Raw genomic sequence first — 25,846 nt, forward strand, 5'->3', positions numbered from 1 at the left:
CGAACCCACTCTCGGATTGGGTAGTAGCTGAAAGAGGGGGGAGGTGCGTGCATCAAGTGCTACATCACCTGGTTAAATCATCGTGTCGCAACAGGCTGGGCTTCAGGAGGCTGCCAGCCACCACCGAGGGCCTTGAATGCCGCGACCGCCGCCCGTGCTGATTCCGTTCGTGCTTGTGCCCGGGCATCGGAAGCCTGCAGCATCGTCTCGTCGGCGTGCAGGACGTCGATCAGGCTGGCCGTGCCTTTCTCATAGGCAATGAACGACGATTGGCGAGCCTGTGTCAGAGACGCCTCTCCCCCGGTGAGGGTGGTTGCTTGAGCTTCCCGATTCACCAGGGAGGAGAGCGCGTTCTCCACATCCTCGGTGGCGCGCAGCACGGACTGACGGTAAGCGGCCAGGGTTTCGGCTTCCTGTCCCTTGGCTTGGTCGATTTGGGCGTTTATGCGACCGAAGTCGAAGAGTCTCCAGCGCAGTCCCAATACGCCCGCCGACTGGCTGGCGCCGCTGGTGAAAAGATTGCCTGCGGATACAGCCGTAGCACTACCCAGCAATGCGCTGAGGGAGAATTTCGGGTAGTACTCAGCAATCGCCTCCCCGATGCGTGCGTTTGAAGCCGCAAGACGGCGCTCAGCCACAATGAGGTCTGGCCTGCGGCGCAGCAAATCGGCCGGCGTTCCCATCGCCTTTAACTGCGGCGCTACAGGAATGCTCCCCGCACTGGCCAGTTGTGTGCGGTGAGTGCCTGGCGGCGTGCCGAGCATGACATCCAGCGCATTCATGGCAGCATCGAGACCGGTCTGCAGGACCGGCACTGTCGCCTGGACCTGCGATAGCGCCCCTTCGGCCTGGCGAACCTGATAGTTGGCGGCGAGCCCCTTGCTGTAGAGCAACTGGACTTTCTCTAGTAGCTCTCGCTGTGTTTTGACTTGTCGGTTCGCAATGTCCAGCCGGGTCTGCAGTCCGCGGATAGTGATGTAGACATCGGCGGTCTGTGCAGCGACGGCCAATCGTGTGGCAGCGACGCCCGCCTGGGAAGCCTGGTACTCAGCCAGAGCAGCCTCGCGTCCGCGGCGCAATCCGCCAAAGACATCTACCTCCCAGCTGGCATCGAGGTTGGCCTCGTAGGAACTTCCGTACCGGTCATAGCCAGGCGTTGAGTTCAACACCTGGCCGAGCGGAGTCTCGATTGACTGGTAGGAGCGCGCGGCCTGTCCGCTGATGTTCCCCGAGGGCAGTAAAGCGGCATTTGCGGCGCCCAGTCCGGCCCGTGCCTGCGTGACTCGCGCCGACGCCTGCGCCAGATCCAGGTTCTGCTCAAGTGCCTTGGAGACGAAGTCGGCTAACAGCGGATCACCAAAGCCTTCCCACCAGGCGACAAGACTGGCCGGCGTCGCCCCAGGCCTCTGTTCGACAGAAGACTGCCCCAAGTAATGGTCCGACAGTGGGGCGTCCGGACGGTGATAGTCCGGACCGACCGCGCAACCTGTCATCAAGCTGGCACTCACCAAGAGAGCAATGGGGCGGAGGGGAGGCATTGAGGTACCTTCAATTGAGGATGTTTGTGACCATATTACGTTATGGTCACTATCTGTCAATCGACGCTCTTTGGACTGAGCTCGAGGTTGGCCAGCAGTATTCGGCAACGCTAGTGCTGGGATCATGGGGGGCAGTACTTCATGAATCGTGACCATTGACAGATATAGTCACTAGACTGAGAATGAAGCGCCAGTCCTATTTGTTTAAGTAAGGGAACCTATGCGCCGGCTTCGACCTGTCCCCATTGCCGCTTGCTTGTTGCCTCTCGTCCTGACGGCGTGTGGCGACTCATCCACCGTTGAAGATCCACGCACGCATGCCCCTCTGGTGAGGTCCTCTGCGGTTCAGGGTTCGTCCGACGTCTCACGTTCTTTCACGGGCGTCGTGGCTGCCCGCGTCCAGGGCGACCTGGGCTTCCGGGTATCAGGCAAGGTGCTTGAGCGTCTGGTTGACACCGGTCAGACCGTTAAGCGCGGTCAGCCACTCATGCGTCTCGACCCAATCGACCTGGGGTTGCAGGCGCGAGCACAGCAAGAGTCGGTCATCGCCGCTCGGGCCCGAGCCAAGCAGACTGCAGATGACGAGGCGCGATATCGCGACCTGGTCGCCGCAGGCGCTATTTCCGCATCGGCTTACGACCAGATCAAAGCCGCAGCGGATACCGCAAAGGCGCAGCTCAGCGCCGCTGAAGCGCAGGCTGATGTAGCCCGCAATGCTTCTGGTTATGCGGTGCTGTTTGCGGATTCCGACGGCGTAGTGGTGGAGACGCTCGCCGAGCCCGGACAAGTCGTCAGCCCGGGACAGCCCGTGGTTCGACTGGCGCGGGCGGGGCAACGTGAAGCCATCGTGCATCTGCCCGAGACGCTACGCCCCGCAGCAGGATCCACCGCGCAGGCGACGCTTTATGGCAATACCACGGGTGCTGTTACAGCGAAGCTGAGGTTGCTTTCTGACTCGGCCGACCGAATGACACGCACCTTCGAGGCGCGGTATGTGCTTGAGGGCGCGCTGGCCAATGCACCGCTAGGTTCGACCGTCACGCTTCGGATCGCTGAAGGCGCCACGCAAGGGCAGGGGCTACAAGTGCCGATCGCTGCCGTTTATGACCCAGGCCAAGGCACTGGCGTGTGGGTCATTGCCGGTACACCTGCGAAGGTGGCCTGGCGACCTGTTCAAGTCTTGGGCTTGAGCGACGACGCAGCGCGAGTCGCAGGCGATCTCAAGGTCGGCGAGCAGATTGTAGCGTTAGGCGCGCATCTGCTGCGCGATGGTGAGGAGGTGAGGCTGGCTCAACCGGATGGCGTCAAGGTCGCAGGGAGTCATCCATGAGCGAGGGGCGCTTCAATCTCTCCGCGATCGCCGTTCGCGAGCGCTCCATCACGGTGTTTCTGATCTTCCTGATCGCCGTTGCGGGCATCCTGTCGTTCTTCCAGCTGGGGCGTGCGGAAGATCCTCCGTTTACGGTCAAGCAGTTGACGGTCATTACCGCGTGGCCGGGCGCCACGGCGCAGGAGATGCAGGATCAGGTAGCAGAGCCACTTGAAAAGCGCCTGCAAGAACTGAAATGGTACGACCGCACGGAAACCTACACCCGTCCTGGCCTCGCCTTCACCATGGTGTCACTGCGCGATAGCACGCCGCCCGCGCAGGTGCAGGAGGAGTTCTATCAGGCGCGTAAAAAGCTCGACGATGAGGCCAGGAAGCTGCCGGCGGGTGTCATCGGGCCAATGGTCAACGACGAGTTTTCGGACGTGACATTTGCACTGTTCGCCCTGAAAGCCAAAGGCGAACCGCAGCGACTGTTGGTGCGTGATGCAGAGTCGTTGCGCCAACAACTGTTGCATGTGCCGGGCGTGAAGAAGGTCAACATCATTGGGGAGCAACCCGAGCGCATCTTTGTTTCCTTTTCCCATGATCGGCTGGCCACCTTGGGCGTATCGCCTCAGGACATCTTTGCCGCGCTGAATAATCAGAACGTGCTCACGCCTGCCGGCTCGATCGAAAGCGACGGGCCGCAGGTTTTTCTTCGGCTGGATGGCGCCTTCGATAAGGTGCAGAAGATTCGTGACACACCCATTGCGGTTCAGGGGCGGACGCTGAAGCTCTCGGACGTGGCGACGATCGAACGTGGTTATGAAGATCCGGCAACCTTTCTCGTGCGTAATAACGGTGAAGAGGCCTTGTTGCTGGGGATCGTGATGCGTGAGGGTTGGAACGGTCTTGACCTGGGCAAGGCGCTGGACGCGGAGACGGTCAAGATCAATGAAGGCATGCCGTTGGGCATGACGCTCTCCAAGGTCACCGATCAATCTGTAAATATCAGTTCGGCCGTCGGCGAGTTCATGGTCAAGTTTTTCGTCGCGCTGCTTGTGGTGATGCTCGTCTGCTTTCTCAGCATGGGCTGGCGTGTAGGCGTTGTGGTCGCTGCGGCTGTGCCGTTGACGTTGGCTGTGGTGTTTGTGGTGATGGCGGCCACTGGAAAGAACTTTGACCGTATCACCCTTGGCTCGTTGATTCTGGCGCTCGGACTGTTGGTGGACGACGCCATCATTGCTATCGAAATGATGGTGGTGAAAATGGAAGAGGGCTACGACCGCATCAAAGCTTCCGCGTACGCCTGGAGTCATACAGCCGCGCCGATGCTTTCCGGTACGCTGGTGACGGCTATCGGCTTTATGCCCAACGGTTTCGCGCAGTCGACAGCCGGCGAGTACACCAGCAACATGTTCTGGATCGTGGGCATTGCCCTGATTGCCTCTTGGGTGGTTGCGGTAGCTTTTACCCCGTACCTGGGTGTGAAGATGTTGCCGAACATCAAGAAGGTGGAGGGTGGTCATGCGGCCATCTACAACACCCGAAATTACAACCGCTTCCGCCAGGTATTGACGCGTGTCATCGCTCGCAAATGGCTGGTAGCCGGTACTGTTATCGCAATGTTTGGCGTGGCGATTCTCGGCATGAGCCTGGTCAAGAAACAGTTCTTCCCTACCTCGGACCGTCCAGAGGTATTGATTGAAGTGCAAATGCCTTATGGAACCTCCATTGAGCAGACCAGCGCCACCACCGCCAAGATAGAGGCCTGGCTGCAAAAGCAGGGTGAGGCAAAAATCGTCACGGCCTATATCGGGCAAGGCGCGCCGCGTTTCTATCTGGCGATGGCGCCGGAACTCCCTGATCCATCGTTCGCGAAGATTGTGGTGCTGACGGACAGCCAGGAGGAGCGCGAGGCCCTCAAGTTCCGTCTCCGCGAAGCCGCTGCTGAGGGACTTGCCCCAGAAGCGCGTGTCAGGGTGACTCAGCTTGTATTTGGTCCGTATTCGCCGTTCCCTGTTGCCTATCGGGTGATGGGGCCTGATCCGTCAAAATTGCGCGAGATCGCGAGCCAGGTACAGGACGTGATGCAGTCGAGCCCGATGATGAGAACCGTCAACACTGACTGGGGGCCACTGACGCCGACGCTGCATTTCGCCCTGGATCAGGATCGCTTGGAGGCGGTGGGGTTGACGTCAAACTCAGTCGCGCAGCAACTGCAATTCCTGTTGGCCGGAGTACCGATCACCGCAGTTCGTGAGGACATTCGCTCGGTGCAGGTGGTTGGTCGTGCTGCGGGTGATATCCGGCTCGATCCCGCCAAGATAGAAGGTTTTACGCTGGTGGGCACGGCGGGTCAGCGGATTCCGCTGTCTCAGGTGGGAGAGGTCGATGTTCGTATGGAGGATCCGATCCTCCGACGTCGTGACCGCACGCCGACCATTACCGTGCGCGGTGACATTGCCGAAGGCCTGCAGCCACCGGACGTCTCGAGCGTGATCATGAAAGAGCTGCAGCCGGTCATCGACCAGCTGCCTGACGGGTACCGGATCGAGCAGGCGGGTGCAATCGAGGAGTCGGGCAAAGCCGGTAAAGCGATGTTGCCGCTGTTCCCGATCATGATTGCCATGACGCTGCTGATCATTATTCTGCAGGTACGTTCGATCTCGGCGATGGTCATGGTGTTCCTCACCTCGCCACTGGGGTTGATTGGTGTGGTGCCGACACTGCTTATCTTCCAGCAGCCGTTTGGTATCAACGCTCTGGTAGGTCTAATCGCCCTTTCAGGCATTTTGATGCGCAATACGCTGATTCTGATTGGGCAAATCCATCACAACGCCCAAGAAGGGCTGGATCCGTTTCACGCGGTGGTCGAAGCCACGGTCCAACGTGCCCGCCCGGTACTGCTGACAGCGCTGGCGGCGATCCTGGCATTCATTCCCCTGACACACTCCGTCTTCTGGGGGACGCTGGCCTACACGCTGATCGGAGGCACGTTCGTCGGAACCATCATGACGCTGGTGTTCCTGCCAGCGATGTACTCCATCTGGTTCAAGATCCGTCCCGACCATGCGGGGAAAACTGAACCAGCCAATAAGCAAGCAAGCCTGGTGGATAGGACGCCACCTCGTCCTCTCGATGTTCACCAAACCACAGAGCTTTAGCCGTAGGCCATAGCGTGCTGCTTTAGTGGGCGTCGACGTGGCTGTTTACCTGACACCGAACCGCCGAGGGGACGCAACGTCTCCTCGGCGGCCAACGTTCAGTCAGTCACAGACCCCTGCGGTATTCTCCCGGCGAAACTGTCCACCAGGCTCGCCACCACCATCTCTCCCATTCGCGTGCGAGTCTGCAGCGTCGCACTGGCGCGATGGGGCTGCAGCACCACGTTCTCGTTACCAAACAGTGCTTCGGGTACGTTCGGCTCATCGACAAACACATCCATTGCCGCACCCGCGATCTCTCCAGCGGCCAGTGCCGTCACCAGATCGACCTCGTTGACCAACTTGCCGCGCGCCACGTTGATCAGATACCCGTCCTTGCCCAGTGCGTGCAGCACCTCGGCATTGATGATGGCTTCAGCCTTGTCGGCAGCGGCCGCGAGAATCAGTGCATCACTGTAGCTGGCCAGCTGCTTCAGATCGGCGATGAACGTGTGGTTCACGTCGCTCATCGGCTGCAGATCGGTGTAACTGATCGGGCAGCCGAACGCCGCGGCCCGGGTCGCCACGGCACGGCCGACCCGGCCCATGCCGACGATGCCGATGCGCATGCCCGACACCTGACGTGCCAACGGCAACGGAGCCAACGGCGTCGGGCTATGGGGCCATTGGCCCGAACGCACATAACGATCACTGGTGCACAGACCCCGGCACACGGCAATCAACAAGCCGATGGCCAGGTCGGCGACATCTTCGGTCAGCGCTCCGATGGTTGCCGTTACGCGGATTCCGCGATCCCGGGCGTAAGCCAGATCCACCGCATCGGTACCCACGCCGTTGACCGCCACCACTTCCAGTTTCGGTAGTTGCGCCATCAGCGCCTGGCTGATTCCGGTATGCCCGCCGGTGATCACCCCGCGAATGTTCGCGCCGTGTTCCTGCAAATAAGCCTGCTTGTCGGCCTGCTGGAAGTAAGGTCTGACGGTAAACAGCTCATCGAGCCGCGCGTTGATTTCAGGGATCAGGATCGGGCTGAGCTGCAAGACTTCTGGCTTCATGTAAACCTCGTGTAGCGGAATAAAAAGACCGGTTCAACCGCGACCGGCAAACGGCATGGCAGTGGCCATGACGGTCATGTTCAGGACGTTCGCTTCCAGCGGCAGGCCGGCGATGTAGCGCACGGCATCGGCCACATGTTTGACGTCCACCATCGGCTCCACGGCGATGGTGCCGTTGGCCTGGCGCACGCCTTTGGTCATGCGCACCGACATTTCGGTCAAGGCGTTGCCGATGTCGATCTGGCTGCAGGCGATGTTGAATTCGCGCCCGTCCAGGGCCAGGGATTTGGTCAGCCCCAGCACCGCATGTTTGCTGGCGGTGTAGGCGCTGCTGAAGGGGCGTGGGGTATGCGCCGAGATCGAGCCGTTATTGATGATGCGTCCGCCCTGTGGCTGTTGCCGGCGCATCAGTGCGAAGGCACCACGGGCGCAGAGGAAAACGCCGTTGAGGTTGGTGTCGATCACGTTTCGCCACTGCTCGAACGTCAGCTCATCGAGCGGCACTGCAGGGGCGTTGACCCCGGCGTTGTTGAACACCACGTCGAGGCGTCCGTATACCTCGGTGATGGTGGCAAACAGCGCATCGACGCTGGCCGGGTCGCGCACATCAGTGGGCACCGCCAACGCTTCGTGTCCTTCGCTGAGCGCCAATTCGACCAAGGCCTGCAAAGGCTCCGCTCGGCGACCGGCCAACACCAGGGTGAATCCGTCTGCCATCAGAGCCAGCGCCACGGCGCGGCCGATTCCGCTGCCGGCGCCGGTGACCAGGGCCACTTTCAAAGGACTGGACATGTTGTTATCTCCTTTTTTCAATTCACGAGAGCGTACGTCGGGTTCAAGGTCGCTGACCGACGCGCATTTCCAGTTGGCCGATGCCGTCGATCCCGGCATTGATGATGTCGCCCGGTTGCAGCACATCGACGCCCGCCGGGCTGCCGGTCATGATCAAGTCACCGGCCCGTAGCGCTACCGATTGCGAGATGCGGCTGATGATTTCACTGACCGACCAGATCTGGCTGTCGAGGCTGTCGCGTTGGCGCTCTTCGCCGTTGACGTTCAGCCACAAATCACCGTCCGGGTGTCCGGCACGAGTCACCGGCACGATGGCGGTCATCGGCGCGGCGCCGTCGAACACCTTGGCACCTTCCCACGGCAAGCCATTGCTTTTGGCCGCACGCTGGACATCACGGCGGGTCAGGTCAAGGCCGACGGCATAGCCCCAGACATAGGCCAGCGCCTGACTCTCCGGAATATTGGCGCCGCCTTCGCCGATGGCCACGACCAATTCGATTTCGTGGACAAACTCTTCGGTCAATGGCGGGAAAGTCACTTCGCCCGTCGCATCCACCACGTTACTCGCCGGTTTCATGAAGAACACCGGCGGCTGGCGGGACTGGCCTTGGGTGTCTGGCCAAGGGTAGTTGCGGCCGACGCAAAATACTCGGCCAACGGGAAAGCGTTGCTGGCTGGCGGCAACCGGCAAGGTCACGGGCAGGTCCGGGGTAAACACGTACTCGGTCATCGTCATTTTTGTTGTCGTCCTGTTTGAAGCGTCAGCGTACGGCGGCAATCTTTTGCAAAGTTGGACGAAAGCCGCCTCGTGTTGGAGAAAAACGGTTTCTTGGCTCAGCGCGCCTTGAGTTCGATGCGATACAAGCGACCGAGCAGCAACGAATAGGACAAGGTCCCCATCAGCGCCACGCCGCCAATGAACCAGAAGGCGTAGGCAAACGAGCCTGTCGCGTGGACGATGCCGCCAATCACGATCGGGGTGACGATCCCGCCGATGTTGGCGGCCAGGCTGGTGACCCCGCCGGTCAGGCCGATCAGTTCCTTGGGCGCGACTTCCGATACGGCCGCCCACGACGACGAAGCGATTCCCTGGGCGAAGAAGGCCATGGTCAGCACTGCAATGCAGATCACGTTCGAGTCGGTGAAATTCACCAGCACGATCGACATCCCCAGCATTGAGCCGACCACCAATGGCAACTTGCGAGCGAAGGACATTGAGTAACCACGACGGATCAGCAAGTCAGAGACGATGCCGGCCAGCAGAATGCCGACCGTTGCACCTACGAACGGCAGCACGGCGAAGACCCCGGCCTTGATCATGGTCAGCTTGCGTTCTTCGATCAGGTACGTCGGGAACCAGGTCAGGAAGAAGTACAACGCCGAGGTGCTGGCGAACTTGCCGATGCAAATCGCCCAGATCTGCCGATAGCTGAACAGCTCGGCGATCTGCCGCCAGTTGAACCGGGTGCGCTCCTGACTGCTCTTGACCAGTCCGCCCCCGGCTTCGATGTACTTCAGTTCTTCCTGGCTGACGTTCTTGCAGCTCAGCGGATCGCGGTACACGTAGAGCCAGATCACACCAAACACAATGCCGAGTATCCCGGTGCTGTAGAAAACATGGCGCCAGTCATAGGTCGTGGCCAGCCATAACAGCATGCCGGTAAACAATGCCGTGCCCAGATACTGGCCGCACACGTAAATGCTGCTGGCCAGGCCCCGTTCGCGGGCTGGGAACCACACTGTGACCGCTCGGCTGTTGGCCGGAAACGCTGGAGCTTCCATGGCGCCGACAGCCAGGCGCAGCCCGAACAGCGAAGCGAACCCAGTGGCAAAGCCTTGGCACACGGTGACCGTCGACCAACTGATCAGCGACACCCCGTAGGTGAACCGGGAACCGAAGCGATCGGCGATGAACCCGGCGGGGACCAGGGCGAGTGCGTAGGTCCAGGCAAACGCGGAAAAAATCAGGCCCATTTCGATCTTGTCCAGGCCCAGGTCCTTGGCCATGAACGGTGCGGCAATCGAGATATTTACGCGGTCGATGTAGTTGATGATGGTCGCAATCAGCAGCAATGACAGCATGAACCAGCGCCGCCGCGTCGGTAGTCGCTGAGGCAACAGGGCGTCCCGGGCGCCGGCGCTCACCGACGGCGCGGTGGACGGGGAGGTTTGCGAATTCGACATGAGTAGACCTTTTTATTGTTAGGAGAATCGAGATGTTCGCGCGCAGCCGAAGCCGATGCCCCCAGTGCCGGGGCAGGGCAATCGCTACTTGAATGAGGGCGCGGACAGCTACTGTCAGGCGCTCAGATACGCCTTCGGACTGGCTCGGTCGGGGGAGGGTTGGCGAGGGAAAAAAGCAGGTTCATCACGAGCGCACCTTTTGATTGTTTTTGGAAGGGTCGGGCTGCATTGGTTGTTACAGTGGTCGTACAACCTCTCAAAATCAACGGAGGCGTTAGATCGTTTTTTCTCCTGTAAAAGGTTATTCATGCAGGTGTCCAAGAGAAATCAAATCGGCTCATTTCCTTCGTTATGCTTTATTCACTTAATAAGTTGATGTTTTTAAAGGATTAAATATTTTTGTGTGCTCTTATTTTTTTGGACAGGCGACACATCACACACGGATACAATTAGTTCTCTGTGTTTCATTGTCATCCTATGACATGTTGAAGCCAGCGGTGTCTGCCTTCACAATCACTGCGGTCGCCGCCTGCGTCGCGGCGCGACGACAACCTGTCCATGTACCTGTCGAGGATCCTCAGGCGATGTCGTCACCGAGTCGAGTACCCACTTACGTCATGCAGCAACGCAGCGAATTGACGGACTTTTACATCCGCGACAAAAAGGGCCGGCGCGCCGAAACCAGCCCGCATCGCCATGAGTATTTCCAGATCCAGGTCAACCTCGGTGGCGATACCGTGCAGCACATCGGCAACGTCGAGCGGCCGTTTCCGCGCAACACGCTGGCCTTCATCCTGCCGCATCGCGTGCACGTGATTCCGCATCCGGCCGACAGCAATTTCATGGTGATCAACTTTTCCCAGACCTTCCTGTTGCCGCATTTGCAGTGCGACCCGATGGACCTGGAGGAAGTCTCGATTCTGCTGGCACCCGAGTTGTCGCCGTTCCGCTTTCAGGAGCATCTGGATTTCATTCTGTCCGATGAAGATTTCAGCAAAGTCTGTGCCCTGATCGAACAGATGCGCGTGCTCGATGAAAACCGTCAGTTCGGCACTCGCGAGATGCTCAAGGGGTTGTTGCTGCAACTGGTGGGGAGCGTTTGTGCCTTGTATGCCGAGCCGCTCAAACGGTTGGCCGAAGAGAATGCCGCCGAAGTCAGCCGACGCGATGCGCTGAGCAGGATGTCCGAATACTTGCGCAAGAACATTGCCGATCCCGACCTCAACCTGATCAAGGTGGCTGCTGCGACTTACCTGTCACCGACATACCTGACGCACTGGTTGCGCAAGGAAATCGGCAAGACCTTCACTGAGCTGGTGCTCGAGCGCAGGATGCACGCGGCACGCAATTATTTGCTCAATGGGACACGACCAGTGGGGGAGGTGGCAAGGTTGTGCGGTTTCGCTGACGAGGCTTATTTTTCGCGACGCTTCCGCCAGATCCACGGCCAGCCTCCAGGGCAATTCAGGCGTCAGCAACTCAATCCTGATACGCCGCAATCACCGTCCAACACGTGATTGTTCATCGCTCACGTTGCAGCGCAAACTCGACGGCGCTTAGCAAGGCATCGCCGTTGAAGGGTTTACGCAAGCATTCGATGGGCTCATAGCGGCTGGATTCGGCCAGTGTGGCTTCATCCCAGTGTGCCGACATGCAAATCACTGGAAACTTTCTGCCCTTGAGCGTCAGCGCGCGCATGACGTCCAGCCCTGACAGGCCGTTCATTTTCAGATCCAACAGCAGGCAGGCAACGTCATCGAAGTTTTCGAGGGCCAGGAATTCCTCGCCCGAGGCGAACACCCGAGAACGGTATCCGGCCGACCGGAGCAGATTGGCCAGGCTTTTGCGTACGGACGCATCGTCGTCCACGATGCAGACGATGATCATGGCGCTACGGGATGATTCGGGGGCGCAGCCAGTCTCCGTAGTCATGAAGAACCCTGCATGCCAAACGCTGGCTCCGTGCTGATCAAACCATACAGCTTGACCAGATTGACCAGCGAGCGTGTCTGCATTTTCTCCATGATGTGTTTGCGATGGACCTTGGCGGTGACTTCACTGGTGCCCAGCTGGTTGGCGATGTGCTTGTTGGACAGACCCGCGACGATCAGCGGCAGCACTTCGCGCTCACGGGGGGTCAACAGGGCAGCCCTTTGACGGGCGCTTTGTATGCGTTGCCATTGCTCGAACGCCGTCGCTGCACGCTGACGGGTGGCGCGCAGGGTGTCCAACAACTGGTCGTCGTTGAATGGTTTGGTCAGGAATTCGACCGCACCTGCTTTCATGGCCTGCACCGACATCGAGATGGTGCCGAAACCGGTCATGAAAATGACCGGCCACGGATGCCCGCGCTGTCCGAGCGCCGATTGAAGTTCCAGGCCTGTCGTTTCGGGCAGACTGACGTCAAGCAACAGGCAAGCGGGGCCGGTGTCGAGGTCAGCGTTGAGCAATTCTTCGGCCGAGGCGAATATCCGGTGCGCGATGCCTTCAGCCCGCAGCAGTCGGCTGAGAGCTGTACGCACGCTCGCTTCATCGTCGACGATGAACACCGGCACGCTGTCAGGATCGATCGTCTCCTGATCCTCTGGCGCCAAAGGGCCCGGTGCCACCGGATGGAACAGGGGCAGGGGCGGTTCACGTTTTTTCAATAATCGGTAACCTCGGCGCGGGACCGTCTGGATAAGTTCTTTTTCCCCGAGCAGCTTGCGCAGCGAGGAAATCTGCACCTGCAGATTGTTTTCCTCGACGACGGTGTCGGGCCAGACCTGTGTGATCAATTCATCTTTGCTGACAATCCGGCCATCGGCGTGCATCAGCACCGAGAGGATTTCGAACGCCCGGCCCCCGACACGCAGCGGCCGTCCATCAAGAAAGGCTTCGCGCCGCTCCAGGGAAATAGTGGCTTGGCCGAGTCGGATCATGCGTTCCTCTGCACTGCGTGGATGGAGAGTGACGCCGGAGCATCGATTCATCAGAGGTACACGCTAGGGGACGGCCCCGCATAATGCAATTATCCCGAGGGATAACACACCGTGATTTCAGTGCGCAAAAACCATCGGCAACGGGGCAGCAAGACAGCCATCATGGTGCCGATTACGGACAGGATTACCGGCATGCAGCCGTTGGGCCAGAGCCTTGCGTATACTCCAGGGCTCAGCCCGAAACGAATCTTCAGCGGTGATTGTTCATGTCCAGCCGTCCTCTCTCATCATCCGGTTCCCGCAGTCTTGAGGTCGTCCACGATGAAGCCTGGCTGGAACGCTGCACCTTCTCCATGCTGCGCAGGCAAAATGACCTGACCTGGTTCACGCTTCAGGACCGGCCGTCGGGCACACACTGGCTTGCCGCCCGGGCACCGATTCAGCTGCCCGCCACGTGCCAGCGGCTGGAGCGCGATTTTCATCTGCGCCTGGATCCGGCATGGGCGATTGCACCTGTCGCGTTTATCCGCTCGGCCGAGGGGCCCTTGTTGATCTATCCCGCATCGGGGACGCCGCTGATGGATCTGATCGGTGACGCCGGGCTGCCGCTGGGGCGCTTGTTGGCCATCGCCGTGGCGGCGGCCAACGCGCTGGCCAGCGCGCAGAACGCGGGTGTGCGCCATGCCAGCCTGCTGCCCCACCATTTGATGGTGGAAACCACCGATTCGGTCAGACTCCTGGGTTTTCACAGTCATGCCGCAGAGGCGCCCACCGCTGAGTTGCCCGGTCTGGAACAATGGCCGTACCTGGCGCCCGAACAGGTACGGCGCGATGCCGCCAGTTTTGACGCGCGCAGCGATATCTACGCCCTGACCGTAATCCTCTATCAAGCGCTGACCGGCCGACTGCCGCTCACCGCCCGCGACCCCTCGCAATGGCTGCACGTGCACGCCGCCGTGCAACCGCAATCACCGGCAATTCATGTTGCCGATCTGCCGGAAGGCATCTGCCAAGTGCTGCTCAAAGGCTTGGCGAAGGAACCGGGTGCCCGCTATCAGCGCGCAGAGTCGATGGCCGCGGATCTGGCCTGGTGCCAACAGCAGTGGCTGGAGCACGAGCGCATCGATGGGTTTCGGCTAGGCGCCTTCGATGCGTTGCCTTCTGCGGCCCGCGGTGATGTTCTGTTCGGCCGCGAGGCCGAACGCATGCAGTTGATCGAGCAGATAAGTCAGGTGCGCAGCGATGGCATCGCCCGGGTCCTGCTGATCGGTGGCGCGCCGGGTGCCGGCAAGTCGACGCTGATCCACCAGGGTGTCCGGCCCTTGGCGCCCGGCTACTGGGCCAGCGGCAAGAGCAATCTGCTGCAGCAGGAAATTCCCTATGCGCCATTGGCAGAGATCCTCAAGTCGCTGATGACCCAACTGCTGGGCAAGCCGGCTCTGGAACTGGAGACGCTGGGCGAGCAACTGATCGAACGCCTCAAGGGACGGGGTAAACTCCTGGCGGAGCTGGCGCCCGAGGCCGAGCTGGTCATCGGTGTCGCGCCTGAACTGCCGAACATGCCGGCCCGGCATGCGCTTGATCGCGCCAATCAAACGCTGCTCGATGTTTTGGAAGTCTTCGCTCAGCCGGGACGACCCCTGGTGCTATTCGTAGATGATGTGCAGTGGGCCGACGACTCGACGCTGTCGTTCTTGCAAGCCTTCATCGCCCGGCCGCCCCGGCATCTGGCGCTCATTCTGGCGTACCGTGAGGCCGAATCGCAGTCCCTCCAGCGTGAGGGTGGATTGCTGCAGGTGTTGGAGCATGGGCAATCGTTACCCTGTACAAGCGTCATGCTGGGTCCACTATCGGTGCCAGCAGTCGCGGAACTGATCGCCGCTGAACTGGACACCGACCCCGAGGCTATCGAGTCGCTCGCACCAGTCGTGCACTACAAGACGGCCGGCAACCCTCTTTTCATCAGCCAGGTGTTGCGCGCGTTGATCGATGAACGTCTGGTGTGCTTCGACGTGCACGGTCGCCGCTGGGTCTGGAACCAGGAGGAGGTGGATGGTTACCGTTATGCCGATAACGTCGCGGACTTGATGGTGCAGCGATTCGAACGGCTGGCACCGATGGAACGCGAAGTGTTGCGCACGGCCGGATATGTCGGCGGGCGCTGTGATGAATCGCTGCTGCACCGGTTGTTACCGTGTGATCAGCAACAGATCAACCGTGAAGTGCAAAGTCTGGTCGATGCCGGTTTTCTGTTGCGTGAGCGCGAGCAACTGGTGTTTCCCCACGACCGTGTACTTGAGGCAGCCTGTCGGCTTGCTGCGCCAGCGGGACGCGCCGCCGAGCATGCCCGTATCGCCGTCGCCATGCTTGATCAGTGGGGTGAGCAGATCCATGAGCGTGTATTTGAAGTCGCCAGCCAGGTTCAGCGTATTGACGTGGATAAACTGGAGGCGCATCGCCGTGCCGCGTTCGTCGAGCTGTTGGTCGAAGCTGCCGAACGTGCCAGGGACACCGCGGCTGTCGAGCAGGCCGTGGGCTATCTGCGCACGGCCGAGCGTCTGCTCGGGCAGACCGGTTGGTCGAGCCTTTACACTCAGGCGTTTGCCACCCAATGGCTGACTGCCGAATGTGACATGCTGCTGGCCGATCTGGCCAGCGCCCAACACCGCCTCGACGACTGCCTGAATCACGCCACCACAGCGCTCGACCGCGCGAAAACCTATCGGTTACGGGCCACCTTGCGCACGTTGCACTCCGATTACGAGGGTGCGATAACCGAGGCGTTGACCGGGTTGGCCCTGCTGGATATTCCCCTGCAGCGCAAGCCCTCGCACGATCAGCTGAACCTCGTGTTTGCCCAGGTACGCGCACTCGTGGGCGCGCGCCGCATCGCCGATCTGGTGCATTTGCCCAAGGCCGAAGACCCGCTTGTCGAAGTGGCCATGGAGTTGCTCAGCACGTTGATTTCCTCGTTCTTCGTCAACGACGACATTCGTTTTCTGCATTTGGCGAAAATGGTCGAACTTACGTTGATGCATGGCACCACGCCGAGCAGCGGTTATGGGTTTGCCTGGTTTGGCGTGATGATTGCCGAGCGCTATGGCGAGTATGTGGACGGGCAGTCCTTCGCTGAAGTGGCCCTTGAACTCACTGACAAACACGGCTACGAAGCCGGACGCACAGGTACGCTGGTGGCGCTTGATCAAGTCAGCCCGTGGACCCGACCGATGGCGTACGCCCGACAGAAGGCGTTCGCAGCATTCGAGTGCGGTCAGGCCGGCGGTGACCTGGGTATGTCCTGTTATGCCTGCAACCACATCGGCTCCGATCTGTTGTTCATGGGCGAACCCTTACAACGAGTGTTGAGCGAACTGGAGCATGGCCTGGCCTGGGTGCGTCAGTTTCACTATATCGACATCGAACGCATCCTGCTGGCGCAACAGGCGTACGCCAGCGATCTGCGCGATGGGCGTCAGCACCGGCCGCTGACCGAACTGGACGGCACTGAACATGACCGTTTCGGCCCCATCGACCGCACCAGCGTGTCACAGCCGACTCTGTTCTGGACGTGGCTGTATTCAGGCATGTCCGCGTTTTACTACGGCGATATCCCTTACGCATTGCGGCGTTTCGAAGAGGCGGCCGCGCTGACCTGGTCCATTCCGGCACACATCAATCTCGCCGATTACTACCTGTTCTACAGCCTGGCGCTGGGCAGTGCGCAGGCACCGGGGGAGGTGGCCGAAAAACTGGAACAACTCGAACGGCAACGTCTGCGGTTTCTGTCATGGGTCGAGCTCAACCCGGCAACCTTTCGCAACAAATTGCTGCTGATCGAAGGGGTCATCGCCCGTTTACGCGGTCAGGAGCTGGTTGCCATCCGCTGTTTTGATCAGTCCCAGATAGCTGCTGCAGCGGCCGGTTTCATCCACGAGCAGGCGCTGGCGCATGAACAGCTAGCCGATATCTGCTTACCTAACGGGCTGGTGTCGGGTGCCAATCACCACCTGCGCGTCGCGCGCGACTGTTACAACCTCTGGGGGGCCAACAGCAAGGCCCGCCAGCTGGAAGCCTTGCACCCGTTTCTGAGCGCAGAGTCGTCGTTCGAACCTGTCCGGCCTGTGACCCAGGTCCGCCTCGATCTTGAAGTGGGAATCGAGGCGGCGCGCGCACTTTCGCAAGAGGTATTGCTGGAACGACTGGTCGAAACCCTGATGAACCACCTGATGATTCAGGCGGGTGCCGATCATGGCGTTCTGATGATTGTCAGCGGCGCCGAGCTGCAACTCGCGGCAACCGCTTCTGTCGAGGCCGGCAACGTGCGGGTCGCGCTGGACACCGGGCAGCCGCTCGAACAGATGGCGCCTGCCTCGGTGCTCAACGCCAGCAAGCGCACCCGCAACACTCTGGTGCTCGACGATGCCCGGGCAGATTGTCCCGAGGCCTACAGCGCCGACCTCCTACAGCGCCAGACGCGTTCCATGTTGTGCCTGCCGTTGCTCAGACAAGGCACATTGATCGGTCTGGTCTATCTCGAAAACAGCCTGGTCCCCAAGCTGTTCAGCGCCGAGCGCCTGACCATGCTGGAAATACTCGCCTCTCAGGCCGCCGTGTCACTGCATACCGCCAGGCTGTATGCACAGCTGGTCGAAGACACCCGACTGCGTGCGCAAATGGAAGCGGACTTGCGCAGTTCCCGGGCAGAACTGGCGCGTAGCTCGCACCTTAAAGTCATGGGCGAGTTGTCTGCTTCAATTGCCCATGAAATCAGCCAGCCGCTGCTGGGCATCTTGTCTAACGCCTCGGCGAGCCTGCGCTGGCTTAAGCGCGATCAGCCCGATCTGGAAGAGGCGATTCAGGGGCTGGAAGACATTCGCTCAGACAGCGCCCGCGCCGCCGATATTGTCCAGGCACTTCGCGCGCTCGCCAAACAGGCGCCGTTGCAACGGCTACCGGTGCAGATCGACGAGTTGATTGGTGAGGTCGTGCGCCTGACCGCCACCGATCTGGCGAACCGCAACGTGCAACTGCAAACCCGGCTTGATGCGCAATGCCCGGTTTGGGTCGATGCGGTGCAGATCCAGCAAGTGGTGTTCAACCTGATCACCAATGCGCAGGAAGCCATCGTCGGAGCCGGGTTGCCAGATGGACGCATCATCATCGGCTCAGCGGTCAAGGATGATCATGTTCAAGTCTGCTTCCAGGACAATGGGCCGGGAATTGACGCACCACAGCGCGAGCAAATCTTCGATGCGTTCTACACCACCAAAGGCAGCGGCATGGGGATGGGGCTGGCCATCTGCAGGTCAGTGATCGGTGCGCACGGCGGGACGCTGGTGGTCCAGGACAGCGAGCAGGGCGCCAGGATCTGTTTCAATCTGCCGATCGCGGCGGCCAGCGTCGGATAAAAAAAGGCCGCATGAGCGGCCAAAGGGGAGGAGTTCGTTCTGTTGGCCTCGATCAGTTCACGCGTGCAGCGCCTGCGCGCGAAGTTGTCGCAAGCCGTCGACCACGCTATCGGGGATTCTCCTGTCGGATATGTCTCGATCAATCATTGGTGTGTTGGGACGTCGGTTTGTGATCACGTGATCAACGGCCCGCCGCCAGGCCTTGGGTGTCATCCCTTCCAGCCGGCTAAAGGTGTGGGTGAAATGCGAGTGGTCCGCGAAACCGCATTCATAGACGACGTCGGTGATCGGCATCGAGGTGATCAGCAGGCTTTTGGCTTTTTCGATTTTCATCCTCACCAGCCAACCTTGGGGTGAGTGTCCGGTACTTTTTTTGAACGCCCGGGAAAAATGGCTGCGCGAAAGGTTGCAGTGTTCGGCAATCTCGCTGATGCGAACGCAACTGCCCATATCACGCAGCATCAGTTCCTTGGCGCGGCGCTCTTGCCAGCTGGACAGGGCGCCCAGCGGTCTCGCAAGTTCACATGGATGGTCTGAATTCACCGATTGCGGGTTCATGGCGGCTCTCCTGATCGTTAGGGAAAGTCTGTCCGCCGGCGACCTTTAAAGTCCTTAATCAAACCTTAAGAATTATGAAACGCCGCGACCGATCGGCGTGGGTGATTAAAGCCATACGAGGCGCGCGCGCGTAGGGTGCTCAGCGGGGCGAGTCCCTTGCTCTATTTTTGGCTGAGCGCCGCGATCGATACCCCCGATGCCACAAACGTCATTCCTGCCCCCACGTCAGACCATTCACAAGTCGTGGCCGCTGGCGTAGAAAACCGGAAAGTGTAGTGGCGAAAGCGCCCATGGGCGCGAATCCAGCTGCCGTAAGTACAGCAAATCACACGCCGTACACCTGCATCTGGATACTCACTGAGCCGCGGTGCGGGTCGACAAACTGCGGAATGAATGCCAGCACGAAAAGGCCCAACCATTTAAGTATTTCCAAGCTGTCTGGCTTAGGGGCTGCATTCTATTTTGGCAAAACCTCAGAGGCGCCGAACGGGCGGCGCCGGCTCCCCCAACAACATCCTTTGCCGCCAGGCGGGTGCGCTGGTGGGGAACAGCACTTCGTTCGGTCGCCAGCGAGCAACGCCGAAGGCGGCCGCAATACGCTGGCGTTGCTGGCCCTGGACAAGGACGCGCCGGTAACTGTTCTCGCTCTGCTGTAGCCCCAGCACATAGCCCATGCCCGCCTGGAAATCGCCTCCATGGGCTCGCCACCAGGCGGCGATCAACTGTGGGTCGGGCCAGGGCAGGTTTTCATCGGGGTCCATGGCGACATTAGCGTCCTCAGGATCGTCGTTCGGGCCGGCATCGAAATCCGGCAGGTCCTGCAATTCCAGGTCGAGCAGCGCCAGGTCAGCGCCAGTGATCAGACTGAAGGCTTCGCCGGCGACGCGGGCATGAGGCAGGTCGCTCATCTGCTGGATCAACCAGGGCACACTGAACGGGTCGCCCAGCAGCCCGATGACCTGGATGCCGATGCGCTGCTGCTCAGGGTTCTCTATCAATTGGCGTATCCAGGCGATGCTGTTTTCACGCTTTTGCCAGGCCAGCAATACGCAGAGCGCTCGGTACTGGAACTCGCCCGGTTGCTCGGCGAACTGGCGCAGCGGTTCCAGGGCGTGCTCATCGCCCATCTGTGCGGTGGCCCAATTGGCCCAGAAGCGCGTGGCTGGATCCGGGTGTAGACGGTGGGCACGAATTGTCGGCATCAGGTCACGACGACGCAGCTCGCCGGCAGTGCGGGCGGCACGTGCCAGCACGCTTGGGTCGGCGTGGGAAAGTCCGGTAAGCAGGGCAGGGCCAGGGTCGTAGCGGTGCATGCCGCAGGCGGCCAGGCCGAGGCGGTGGAACAGGGGTTCAGGGGAGGCGAGCATGCGGTCGATCCAGGGCGAGATCAGTTCCCACTCCAGCCAACCGAGTGCGGCCGAGAAAAAGCGCTCGGCTTCGGGGTATTCGTGCAGATGTACACTGAGCTTGTAGAGTGCGACGCTATTGCCGGACTCGAAGGCTAGCACGACGGCGGCAAAGACTTCTGCGCGGGTATTCGGCCGGAACTGCAGCAGAGTCTCCAGACCGGCTGAACCGGCGACCCTTAGGCCATCGAGATGGGCCTCGATACGCCGTTCAAGGGTGTGCAGGTCGTTCAGGCTGTAGTGCGGGGCACACACGGCATGGTCACGAAGATCGACGAGAAAACCGGCTTCGTCGGCGTGTTGATCGATCACCAAGGAGACTATTTTCAATAGGGACTTCTCAGTTATGGAGTGGCGTATTTTAAAATTGAAAGCGTTTAAATGTTATCTGGATATATAACCTGCGCCCAAGATGCATGTGCAACATTGCCATCAGCGGATAACCCGGATGACCGCCTTCACCTGTCGAGTAGTGCGGCTCGATCAGGAACAACTCCTTGCGGGTCTGCTTGCGCTTGGCGGCGCACTCAGCACCGACGAAGGTCATCTGCTTCATGGCTAAACTGGGATAGCGGAGTCGGCGTATTTCACCAGAAACGTGATCTCTTCAGGTCTAACACAGGCGGAAAAGCAAAGCGAAGCGACTCTCTCGTGCACCTCGGCAACTGCCACTGCCTGAAACCACCTTGTTGCTAGGTTTCAACGACCTTTCCAATTTCCACTAGGTGTTTAGGAAGAGGAGCGGAAAATTGCCGAGCGCCTACCGTGGGAGTCCCTCCCCCCTAAGTCTCCTTCACTGGTCGAAGAAGCTCAGCAGTGGTTTCCAGCGCTGGCCGTCGAACTCGAACAATTCCTTGCCTCCGACCGACCAGAGCCCCTCTTCAGTGGTTCTCAGGCGGTAAGTGGAGGAGGGGAATACCTCATCATCGGGTGGCGCGAGGGGAATCAGTTCATTGCCGACGATTTCATAGAGCCGACGCATATCGGATACGAACACGCGCCCGGCGAAAGAGGCGACACCCCACAGCTTCTCGCACGTTTCGTCCTGCTCGATCAGGGTCCAGACATCACCGCGTCCCTTGAGAATGACGCCCTCGTCGCCCACAGCATATACCGAGCCATCCTCGGCGCAGACTAGATCGAAAAGGTCCAGGTTGGTCGGGGCGTCCAGGCGTTCCCAGCCGGCTGCTGTTCGTCGGCAGAGCAATCCTTGCCAGCCGACGGCATACAGCTCATCGCTGGAAAAGGCCGCCACCGCTTCCACGGCCAGATCCAAGGCTTGTTCGCCTGGTAGTAAGGGAATCGTTTCCGCTTCCCAGAGGGTCCAGTCGCGGCTGCAGTACACCTGTAGGACCGTACCCACCACCAGTGTAAAATCCGCGCCTATGGTCCTGATTGAGCGTAGCGGGCCCTGCGGCTCCACCCCCTCGATGGACGGAAGCTCATGGAAGCTCTGGCCGTCGAACCGAACGAGCTGCCCAGCCTCTCCCAGATAGATGGCTTGTGGATAGGGACGGATCTGGCGGATATCGACCGAACAGGCGTTCCACTCGACAGGAATGGAGGTTAGCTTGCCGGCCTCCAGCCAGCTGAGCACTGCATTGGGTTCGTCCTGTTGAAACAGCTCATCGACGGAGACGATCAAGGCGCCACTGCCGGGCGCGACGAGCCGTGCATCGACAAGCGTCATGCCAGGAATCTGTCTTGGAATCTGTAATGGCATGGGGGGCGATCTCCCTATCTAACCGTTCATTAACGCGGTGGACCGCGCCAGCACGCCTTTCTTCGCCCTGCCTGTTTTCCCCATCCCGTAAGAGGAAGGGCGTAAGGTCGCGTTCGGGTCGGTCCGCGCCTCCTGATGGTAGTCCATGAGTTGTGCCTTGAGGCATGCTTCCGAGCAGCCCTTGAAAGTGGTGGAGGCTGATTTCGCACCTATGGTTGCGGCTTCATCTAGGCTCATCTCGCTAGATCCACGGGCCTTCATCGCCACCTTGCGTCTTGCCGAGAGCACCCCGTGAGTGCTAACCGTGGCCGCTTCGCCTTCGGCGCACAGACAGGGTGCCTTGTTGGAGTCGTAATTGTCCCAGCCCGGTCTTTTTCCACCACTCTGACGGTCCGCTCCGGCCTCGACGATGCATTTCACTTCGATGAGGTGGTCGGGCGTCTGGCCGGGACAGCAATGGCCGCTGTCGTAGGGGGTGAGAAAGCAACGCATTGCCCGCTGGCAGGGTCTCTGCGAGGCGCCGCCCAGCCGCCTTTCTAATTGCCTAATGTCTTTACGGATATTATCCAGCGTCTGTTTGTTCGCCCCACCCCTGCGCTCCCTGTCAAATTTCTTGCGCTCATCGGCCACCTGCTGGCCCTCAGGCGGGCAGGTCGCCTTCCGGTTCAGATCGTCCCCGCAGGCCTTCTTTGCAGCGTCGATCTCGTTGTTGCACTGGCCCGTCTTCATGCCGAGCGCCATGCGGTCCAAGTATGTCCAAGGTACAGTATTACCCGGATCGGAAGCGTGGTTATGGGTCGTCATATCCATATGCCGAACCACATTCTCCCCCTCGAACTTCACATCCATCGACCAGGAGGTGAAGTACACCTTGCCTTTGATCTTACCGGTGATCACACCCTTCTTCGGCGCACAGCCTGCTTCATCTCCATAGCTGGTCTTGAAGTAACTCTTGTTCTTGAGCATCACTTCCTTACCACTGATCTTCACCGTCCGACTTCCCTTGGTCGTGTCCTTGGCCATGCCGGTATTGGGGTAGGGGATCGGCACCCCGGGCGGGGTGGGCGGAGCCTGGGGCGGGGTGAAGCAGACATCCGGAAAGCAGGCGATCGACTTGCCAGCCGCCGCCTTGCAAGAAACTTCCATATTGTTGGCGTAGACCTCATTCGCCATCACGCAGCCCTCACAGTCTGGTAACTGAGCATCGCGGCGGCGCGTTCGCCGGCGTCGTTGCCCAAGTGGCAGAAGATATTCGGGCCTTCGCCATAGCCCTTGCGGCTGGCGGCCAGTGCCACGGCGAGCATCGCCGGGCCGATGGCGGCGCCGACTTCGCCGATGCAGTCGGCGGGGTGCCAGAGGTGGAAGAACTCCTTGCGCACGCGCAGGGTGCGGCTCAGGGCCAGGGACGCTTCCTTGAAGTAGTACTGCTCGCCGGAGATGTCGGTGAGCCGATAATCCATTTGCTCCAAACCACAGCCGACTTCGCTCAGGGCGGCGCGTACGGCTTGAGTCAGGCCGTCGGCGCGAAGGGGAATGTCTTCGGCCTCCACCGTGGCCTTCTCCATACCGAACCCCAGGCCGATGCAGGCCAATTGCGGCTCTTTGCTGGCAACGGGGGCGGCCAGCACCACGGCGGCGGCGCCTTCGCCGGGGATAAATCCGTTGGAGTTCTGGCTGGTGAGCAGGCGTTCGCGTGCTTCGAAAGCGGCCAAGGTCGGTCCGTTGAGGAAGGAGTCGACGCCGGCAATCAGCACATGGCGATGGCCGCCCTGGTAGATCAGCGTGCGTGCATTCAGCAGGGCCACGGCAGCGCTGACCCGACCACGGGCAATGACGTTGGAACCGGGATGAAAGCGCAGGCCCAGTTCGGCTTCGATGGCGTGCAGCAGCCCCTTATCGAGACCATCGAGGCGGCCGGGGCGCTCGACTTCCGCCACCCCCAGCAGCAGCGGGGTCTTTTCCGGGTCGACGTTGGGGGTGCTTTGCAGCGCCTCGGCGATGGCGCGGGCGGCCATCTTGATCAGCTTGGTGCGGCCGCGCCAGGGCTGTTCCAAAGGCACGCTGGCGGCAATCAGCCATTCGCCGCCTTGGTCGATAAAGCGGGTTTCCTGGAAATTGTCGATGGCGCAGCGGATCGCCGCGCAGCTCGCGGGTGCGCTGAGGCCGACAGCACTGACCATGCCGGAGCCGATGATGCAAAGCACGGTCATCAGTCCGTCTCCTCGGGTGTGTGCTTGTCTTTTACCAGGGAGGAGAGCGACGGGTAGTAATCCTTGCCCAGTTCACGGGCGCGCCACCAGCCCGTGGACATCGTGCCGACCAGCACCTGAGCGATCTCGAACATGTTGCGCCGTAGCGGACGGGCGACACGCCAGGTCAGCTGCACCTGGAGCGCGTCGGTGTCGATCAGCAGGGTGTCGATCACCGCCTGCACAGTCTCATGACCGCCTTTTTTCAGGAAGAAGGTCACCGGCACGTCGATTTCGGGGATGCGAAAGCCCGCGCGCTCCTGGGGCGTGAGGTTGAGCAGCAGCACGTCCTCGCCGCCTCGCAGATAGTGGATCTGCTGATCGTCAGGGGCCGCCTGAAAGTAGCGGCGGTCGAAATCACTCGGCAGAAACGGAAAGCAGTCGGCCAACCAGGCATCGTCGTAAGTACCGGCGAAGCGGGCGCGTTGCGGCCAGCTGCGGCCGATGGGGCCGAGGGCCATCGGGCGGTAGTCGCCAGAGGGACTGTCGATCGCCTTGCCCAATTCCTCGGTGTTCGGCATCGGCATGCCACCGATATCAGCACTACCCATATGGCGTGGGAACCAGCCACAACCGGTCGGATTGTCCAGGTAGCAGTGACGCATTTCGGAGTCTTTGGCCATCGGATGACTGCCGCCAAAGGCCTGGGCATAAGAGATGTGCTGCTCGGTGAAGGGCTGCGGCAAGCCGGGAGAAACGCCCAATAGCCCCGGTTGCCACTGCCGGGGGCCGAGGACGGAAAAGGCTTTGCTCATCTGACCGACGCGAATGCCCGCAGCCAGTTGCCTCACGGGCCGCCCGCCTGGGGCATAGGCCTTGCCTCGCACCAGCACATCGCAGAATGGCTTGATCGGGGCGAAGTCCATTTCCTGCAGCGGGGCGCTGAGACCAGGCTCGCCGAGGAAGGTATCGGCCATCAGCAGCGGTTGCTGGCTGTCGGCGAGGGTCGCCGCGCGGCCGTCCAGCGGCAGATTGAAAGTGCCTTTGGCCACCACCACCAGGGATTCGCGGCCATCGGGCTCCATGCCCTGGGTATAGGCAGCAAGCAGTTTGCTGGCGTTGAGCAGTTCCATGGGCCGAATACCTGTCTAGTTGATCTGCACCGAACCACCCTTGATGCGGTTGACCCCGCTGGAGCGGCTGGACAGGTAGGCGCCCTGGATAATCACTTTGCCCGCTCGGGTCAGGGTGATACTGGCCTTGCCGCAACGCAGCACGATCTCGCGTTCGGCACTCAATTCCAGGCGCTGGTCGTCCAGTTGCACGCAGGCAACCGGTGCGGGCGCCGCGGTCTGGCCAAGCAGGCGGCCGATCACTAGCGGGCGGAAAGGGTCGCCATCTTCGAACATCAGCGCCACCTGGGTGCCGATGTCTGCAGGGGCGAGCAGGGTGGTGCTGCGGGCGGCGATGCTCTGTTCCTCGGGGCAACCGGGGTAGGTCACCAGGGGCGCACTGGCTTGCGGCAGGTCGAGCAGGACGCCGATGACCACGCCATCGATGCGGGCCTGGGTGGGTAGTGGGTATTGAACCGTCATA

At 60.6% G+C, this 25,846-nt stretch carries 18 protein-coding genes and 2 pseudogenes; 4 read left to right on the forward strand and 16 right to left on the reverse strand.

The genetic code is table 11. The features are described 5' to 3' along the window. Positions 1–77: 77 nt before the first annotated feature. The gene (locus FFH90_RS13070) at positions 78–1,538 is read right to left on the reverse strand and encodes an efflux transporter outer membrane subunit (protein ID WP_138867304.1); all 1,461 of its coding nucleotides are present in this window, start codon (positions 1,536–1,538) and stop codon (positions 78–80) included. Positions 1,539–1,758: 220 nt separating this feature from the next. Between FFH90_RS13070 and FFH90_RS13075 the strand changes: the two genes are divergently transcribed. Both FFH90_RS13075 and FFH90_RS13080 read left to right on the forward strand, forming a co-directional pair. Further along, the gene (locus tag FFH90_RS13075) at positions 1,759–2,868 is read left to right on the forward strand and encodes an efflux RND transporter periplasmic adaptor subunit (RefSeq protein WP_138867305.1); all 1,110 of its coding nucleotides are present in this window, start codon (positions 1,759–1,761) and stop codon (positions 2,866–2,868) included. Next, positions 2,865–6,014 (forward strand): efflux RND transporter permease subunit, encoded by a 3,150-nt coding sequence (locus tag FFH90_RS13080; protein WP_138867306.1) that lies wholly within the window; start codon positions 2,865–2,867, stop codon positions 6,012–6,014. Before FFH90_RS13075 ends, FFH90_RS13080 begins: the two co-directional genes overlap by 4 nt. A 98-nt stretch (positions 6,015–6,112) precedes the next feature. Here the strand turns inward: FFH90_RS13080 and FFH90_RS13085 are convergent, their stop codons facing one another. From FFH90_RS13085 to FFH90_RS13100, 4 genes are all read right to left on the reverse strand, one after another. Further along, positions 6,113–7,069 carry a 2-hydroxyacid dehydrogenase gene (locus FFH90_RS13085; protein ID WP_138867307.1) on the reverse strand — a complete coding sequence of 319 codons (957 nt, stop codon included), beginning with the start codon at positions 7,067–7,069 and terminating at the stop codon, positions 6,113–6,115. Between the two features lie 33 nt (positions 7,070–7,102). Next, the gene (locus FFH90_RS13090) at positions 7,103–7,861 is read right to left on the reverse strand and encodes an SDR family oxidoreductase (RefSeq protein WP_138867308.1); all 759 of its coding nucleotides are present in this window, start codon (positions 7,859–7,861) and stop codon (positions 7,103–7,105) included. A 43-nt stretch (positions 7,862–7,904) separates the two neighbouring features. Further along, positions 7,905–8,597: a fumarylacetoacetate hydrolase family protein gene (locus tag FFH90_RS13095; protein ID WP_138867309.1), complete on the reverse strand. Its 693-nt coding sequence runs from the start codon at positions 8,595–8,597 to the stop codon at positions 7,905–7,907. A gap of 98 nt (positions 8,598–8,695) precedes the next feature. After that, positions 8,696–10,045 (reverse strand): MFS transporter, encoded by a 1,350-nt coding sequence (locus FFH90_RS13100; protein WP_019649133.1) that lies wholly within the window; start codon positions 10,043–10,045, stop codon positions 8,696–8,698. A 584-nt stretch (positions 10,046–10,629) separates the two neighbouring features. On the opposite strand from FFH90_RS13100, the gene FFH90_RS13105 reads away from it, so the two are divergent. Next, on the forward strand, positions 10,630–11,562 hold the full coding sequence (locus FFH90_RS13105; RefSeq protein ID WP_026286543.1) for an AraC family transcriptional regulator: 933 nt from the start codon (positions 10,630–10,632) through the stop codon (positions 11,560–11,562). A 4-nt stretch (positions 11,563–11,566) separates the two neighbouring features. Here the strand turns inward: FFH90_RS13105 and FFH90_RS13110 are convergent, their stop codons facing one another. Next, positions 11,567–11,932, reverse strand: a complete 366-nt coding sequence (locus FFH90_RS13110) for a response regulator transcription factor (RefSeq protein WP_019578533.1) — start codon at positions 11,930–11,932, stop codon at positions 11,567–11,569. A 41-nt stretch (positions 11,933–11,973) separates the two neighbouring features. Beyond that, the gene (locus tag FFH90_RS13115; RefSeq protein ID WP_018927749.1) at positions 11,974–12,966 is read right to left on the reverse strand and encodes a response regulator; all 993 of its coding nucleotides are present in this window, start codon (positions 12,964–12,966) and stop codon (positions 11,974–11,976) included. Positions 12,967–13,319: 353 nt separating this feature from the next. Between FFH90_RS13115 and FFH90_RS13120 the strand changes: the two genes are divergently transcribed. Continuing rightward, positions 13,320–18,374 (forward strand): ATP-binding sensor histidine kinase, encoded by a 5,055-nt coding sequence (locus FFH90_RS13120; protein WP_138867682.1) that lies wholly within the window; start codon positions 13,320–13,322, stop codon positions 18,372–18,374. 57 nt (positions 18,375–18,431) lie between these two features. Here the strand turns inward: FFH90_RS13120 and FFH90_RS13125 are convergent, their stop codons facing one another. The 9 genes and pseudogenes from FFH90_RS13125 to FFH90_RS13165 form a co-directional block, all read right to left on the reverse strand. Next, positions 18,432–18,932, reverse strand: a complete 501-nt coding sequence (locus tag FFH90_RS13125) for a helix-turn-helix transcriptional regulator (protein WP_018927751.1) — start codon at positions 18,930–18,932, stop codon at positions 18,432–18,434. A 161-nt stretch (positions 18,933–19,093) separates the two neighbouring features. Beyond that, positions 19,094–19,344, reverse strand: a pseudogene (locus FFH90_RS30305) (LysE family translocator); the annotation flags it as partial. A 61-nt stretch (positions 19,345–19,405) separates the two neighbouring features. Beyond that, complete coding sequence (locus FFH90_RS13135; RefSeq protein ID WP_138867310.1) at positions 19,406–20,668, reverse strand: TIGR02270 family protein; 1,263 nt, start codon at positions 20,666–20,668, stop codon at positions 19,406–19,408. Positions 20,669–20,747: 79 nt separating this feature from the next. Continuing rightward, positions 20,748–20,894: pseudogene (locus FFH90_RS13140) on the reverse strand (IS5/IS1182 family transposase); the annotation flags it as partial. 237 nt (positions 20,895–21,131) lie between these two features. Next, the gene (locus FFH90_RS13145) at positions 21,132–22,061 is read right to left on the reverse strand and encodes a hypothetical protein (RefSeq protein WP_064617155.1); all 930 of its coding nucleotides are present in this window, start codon (positions 22,059–22,061) and stop codon (positions 21,132–21,134) included. An 18-nt stretch (positions 22,062–22,079) separates the two neighbouring features. Next, positions 22,080–23,234, reverse strand: coding sequence for a PAAR-like domain-containing protein (locus FFH90_RS13150; protein WP_138867311.1), 1,155 nt, complete (start codon positions 23,232–23,234; stop codon positions 22,080–22,082). Then, complete coding sequence (locus FFH90_RS13155; RefSeq protein WP_138867312.1) at positions 23,234–24,271, reverse strand: hypothetical protein; 1,038 nt, start codon at positions 24,269–24,271, stop codon at positions 23,234–23,236. The genes FFH90_RS13150 and FFH90_RS13155 overlap by 1 nt, the downstream gene beginning before the upstream one ends. After that, positions 24,271–25,383 carry a DUF2169 domain-containing protein gene (locus FFH90_RS13160; protein ID WP_138867313.1) on the reverse strand — a complete coding sequence of 371 codons (1,113 nt, stop codon included), beginning with the start codon at positions 25,381–25,383 and terminating at the stop codon, positions 24,271–24,273. Before FFH90_RS13160 ends, FFH90_RS13155 begins: the two co-directional genes overlap by 1 nt. Before the next feature lie 15 nt (positions 25,384–25,398). Continuing rightward, positions 25,399–25,845, reverse strand: a complete 447-nt coding sequence (locus tag FFH90_RS13165) for a DUF6484 domain-containing protein (RefSeq protein ID WP_028940907.1) — start codon at positions 25,843–25,845, stop codon at positions 25,399–25,401. Position 25,846 lies beyond the last annotated feature (1 nt).

The sequence above is a fragment of the Pseudomonas sp. ATCC 43928 genome, assembly GCF_005938665.2.
Classification (GTDB): domain Bacteria; phylum Pseudomonadota; class Gammaproteobacteria; order Pseudomonadales; family Pseudomonadaceae; genus Aquipseudomonas.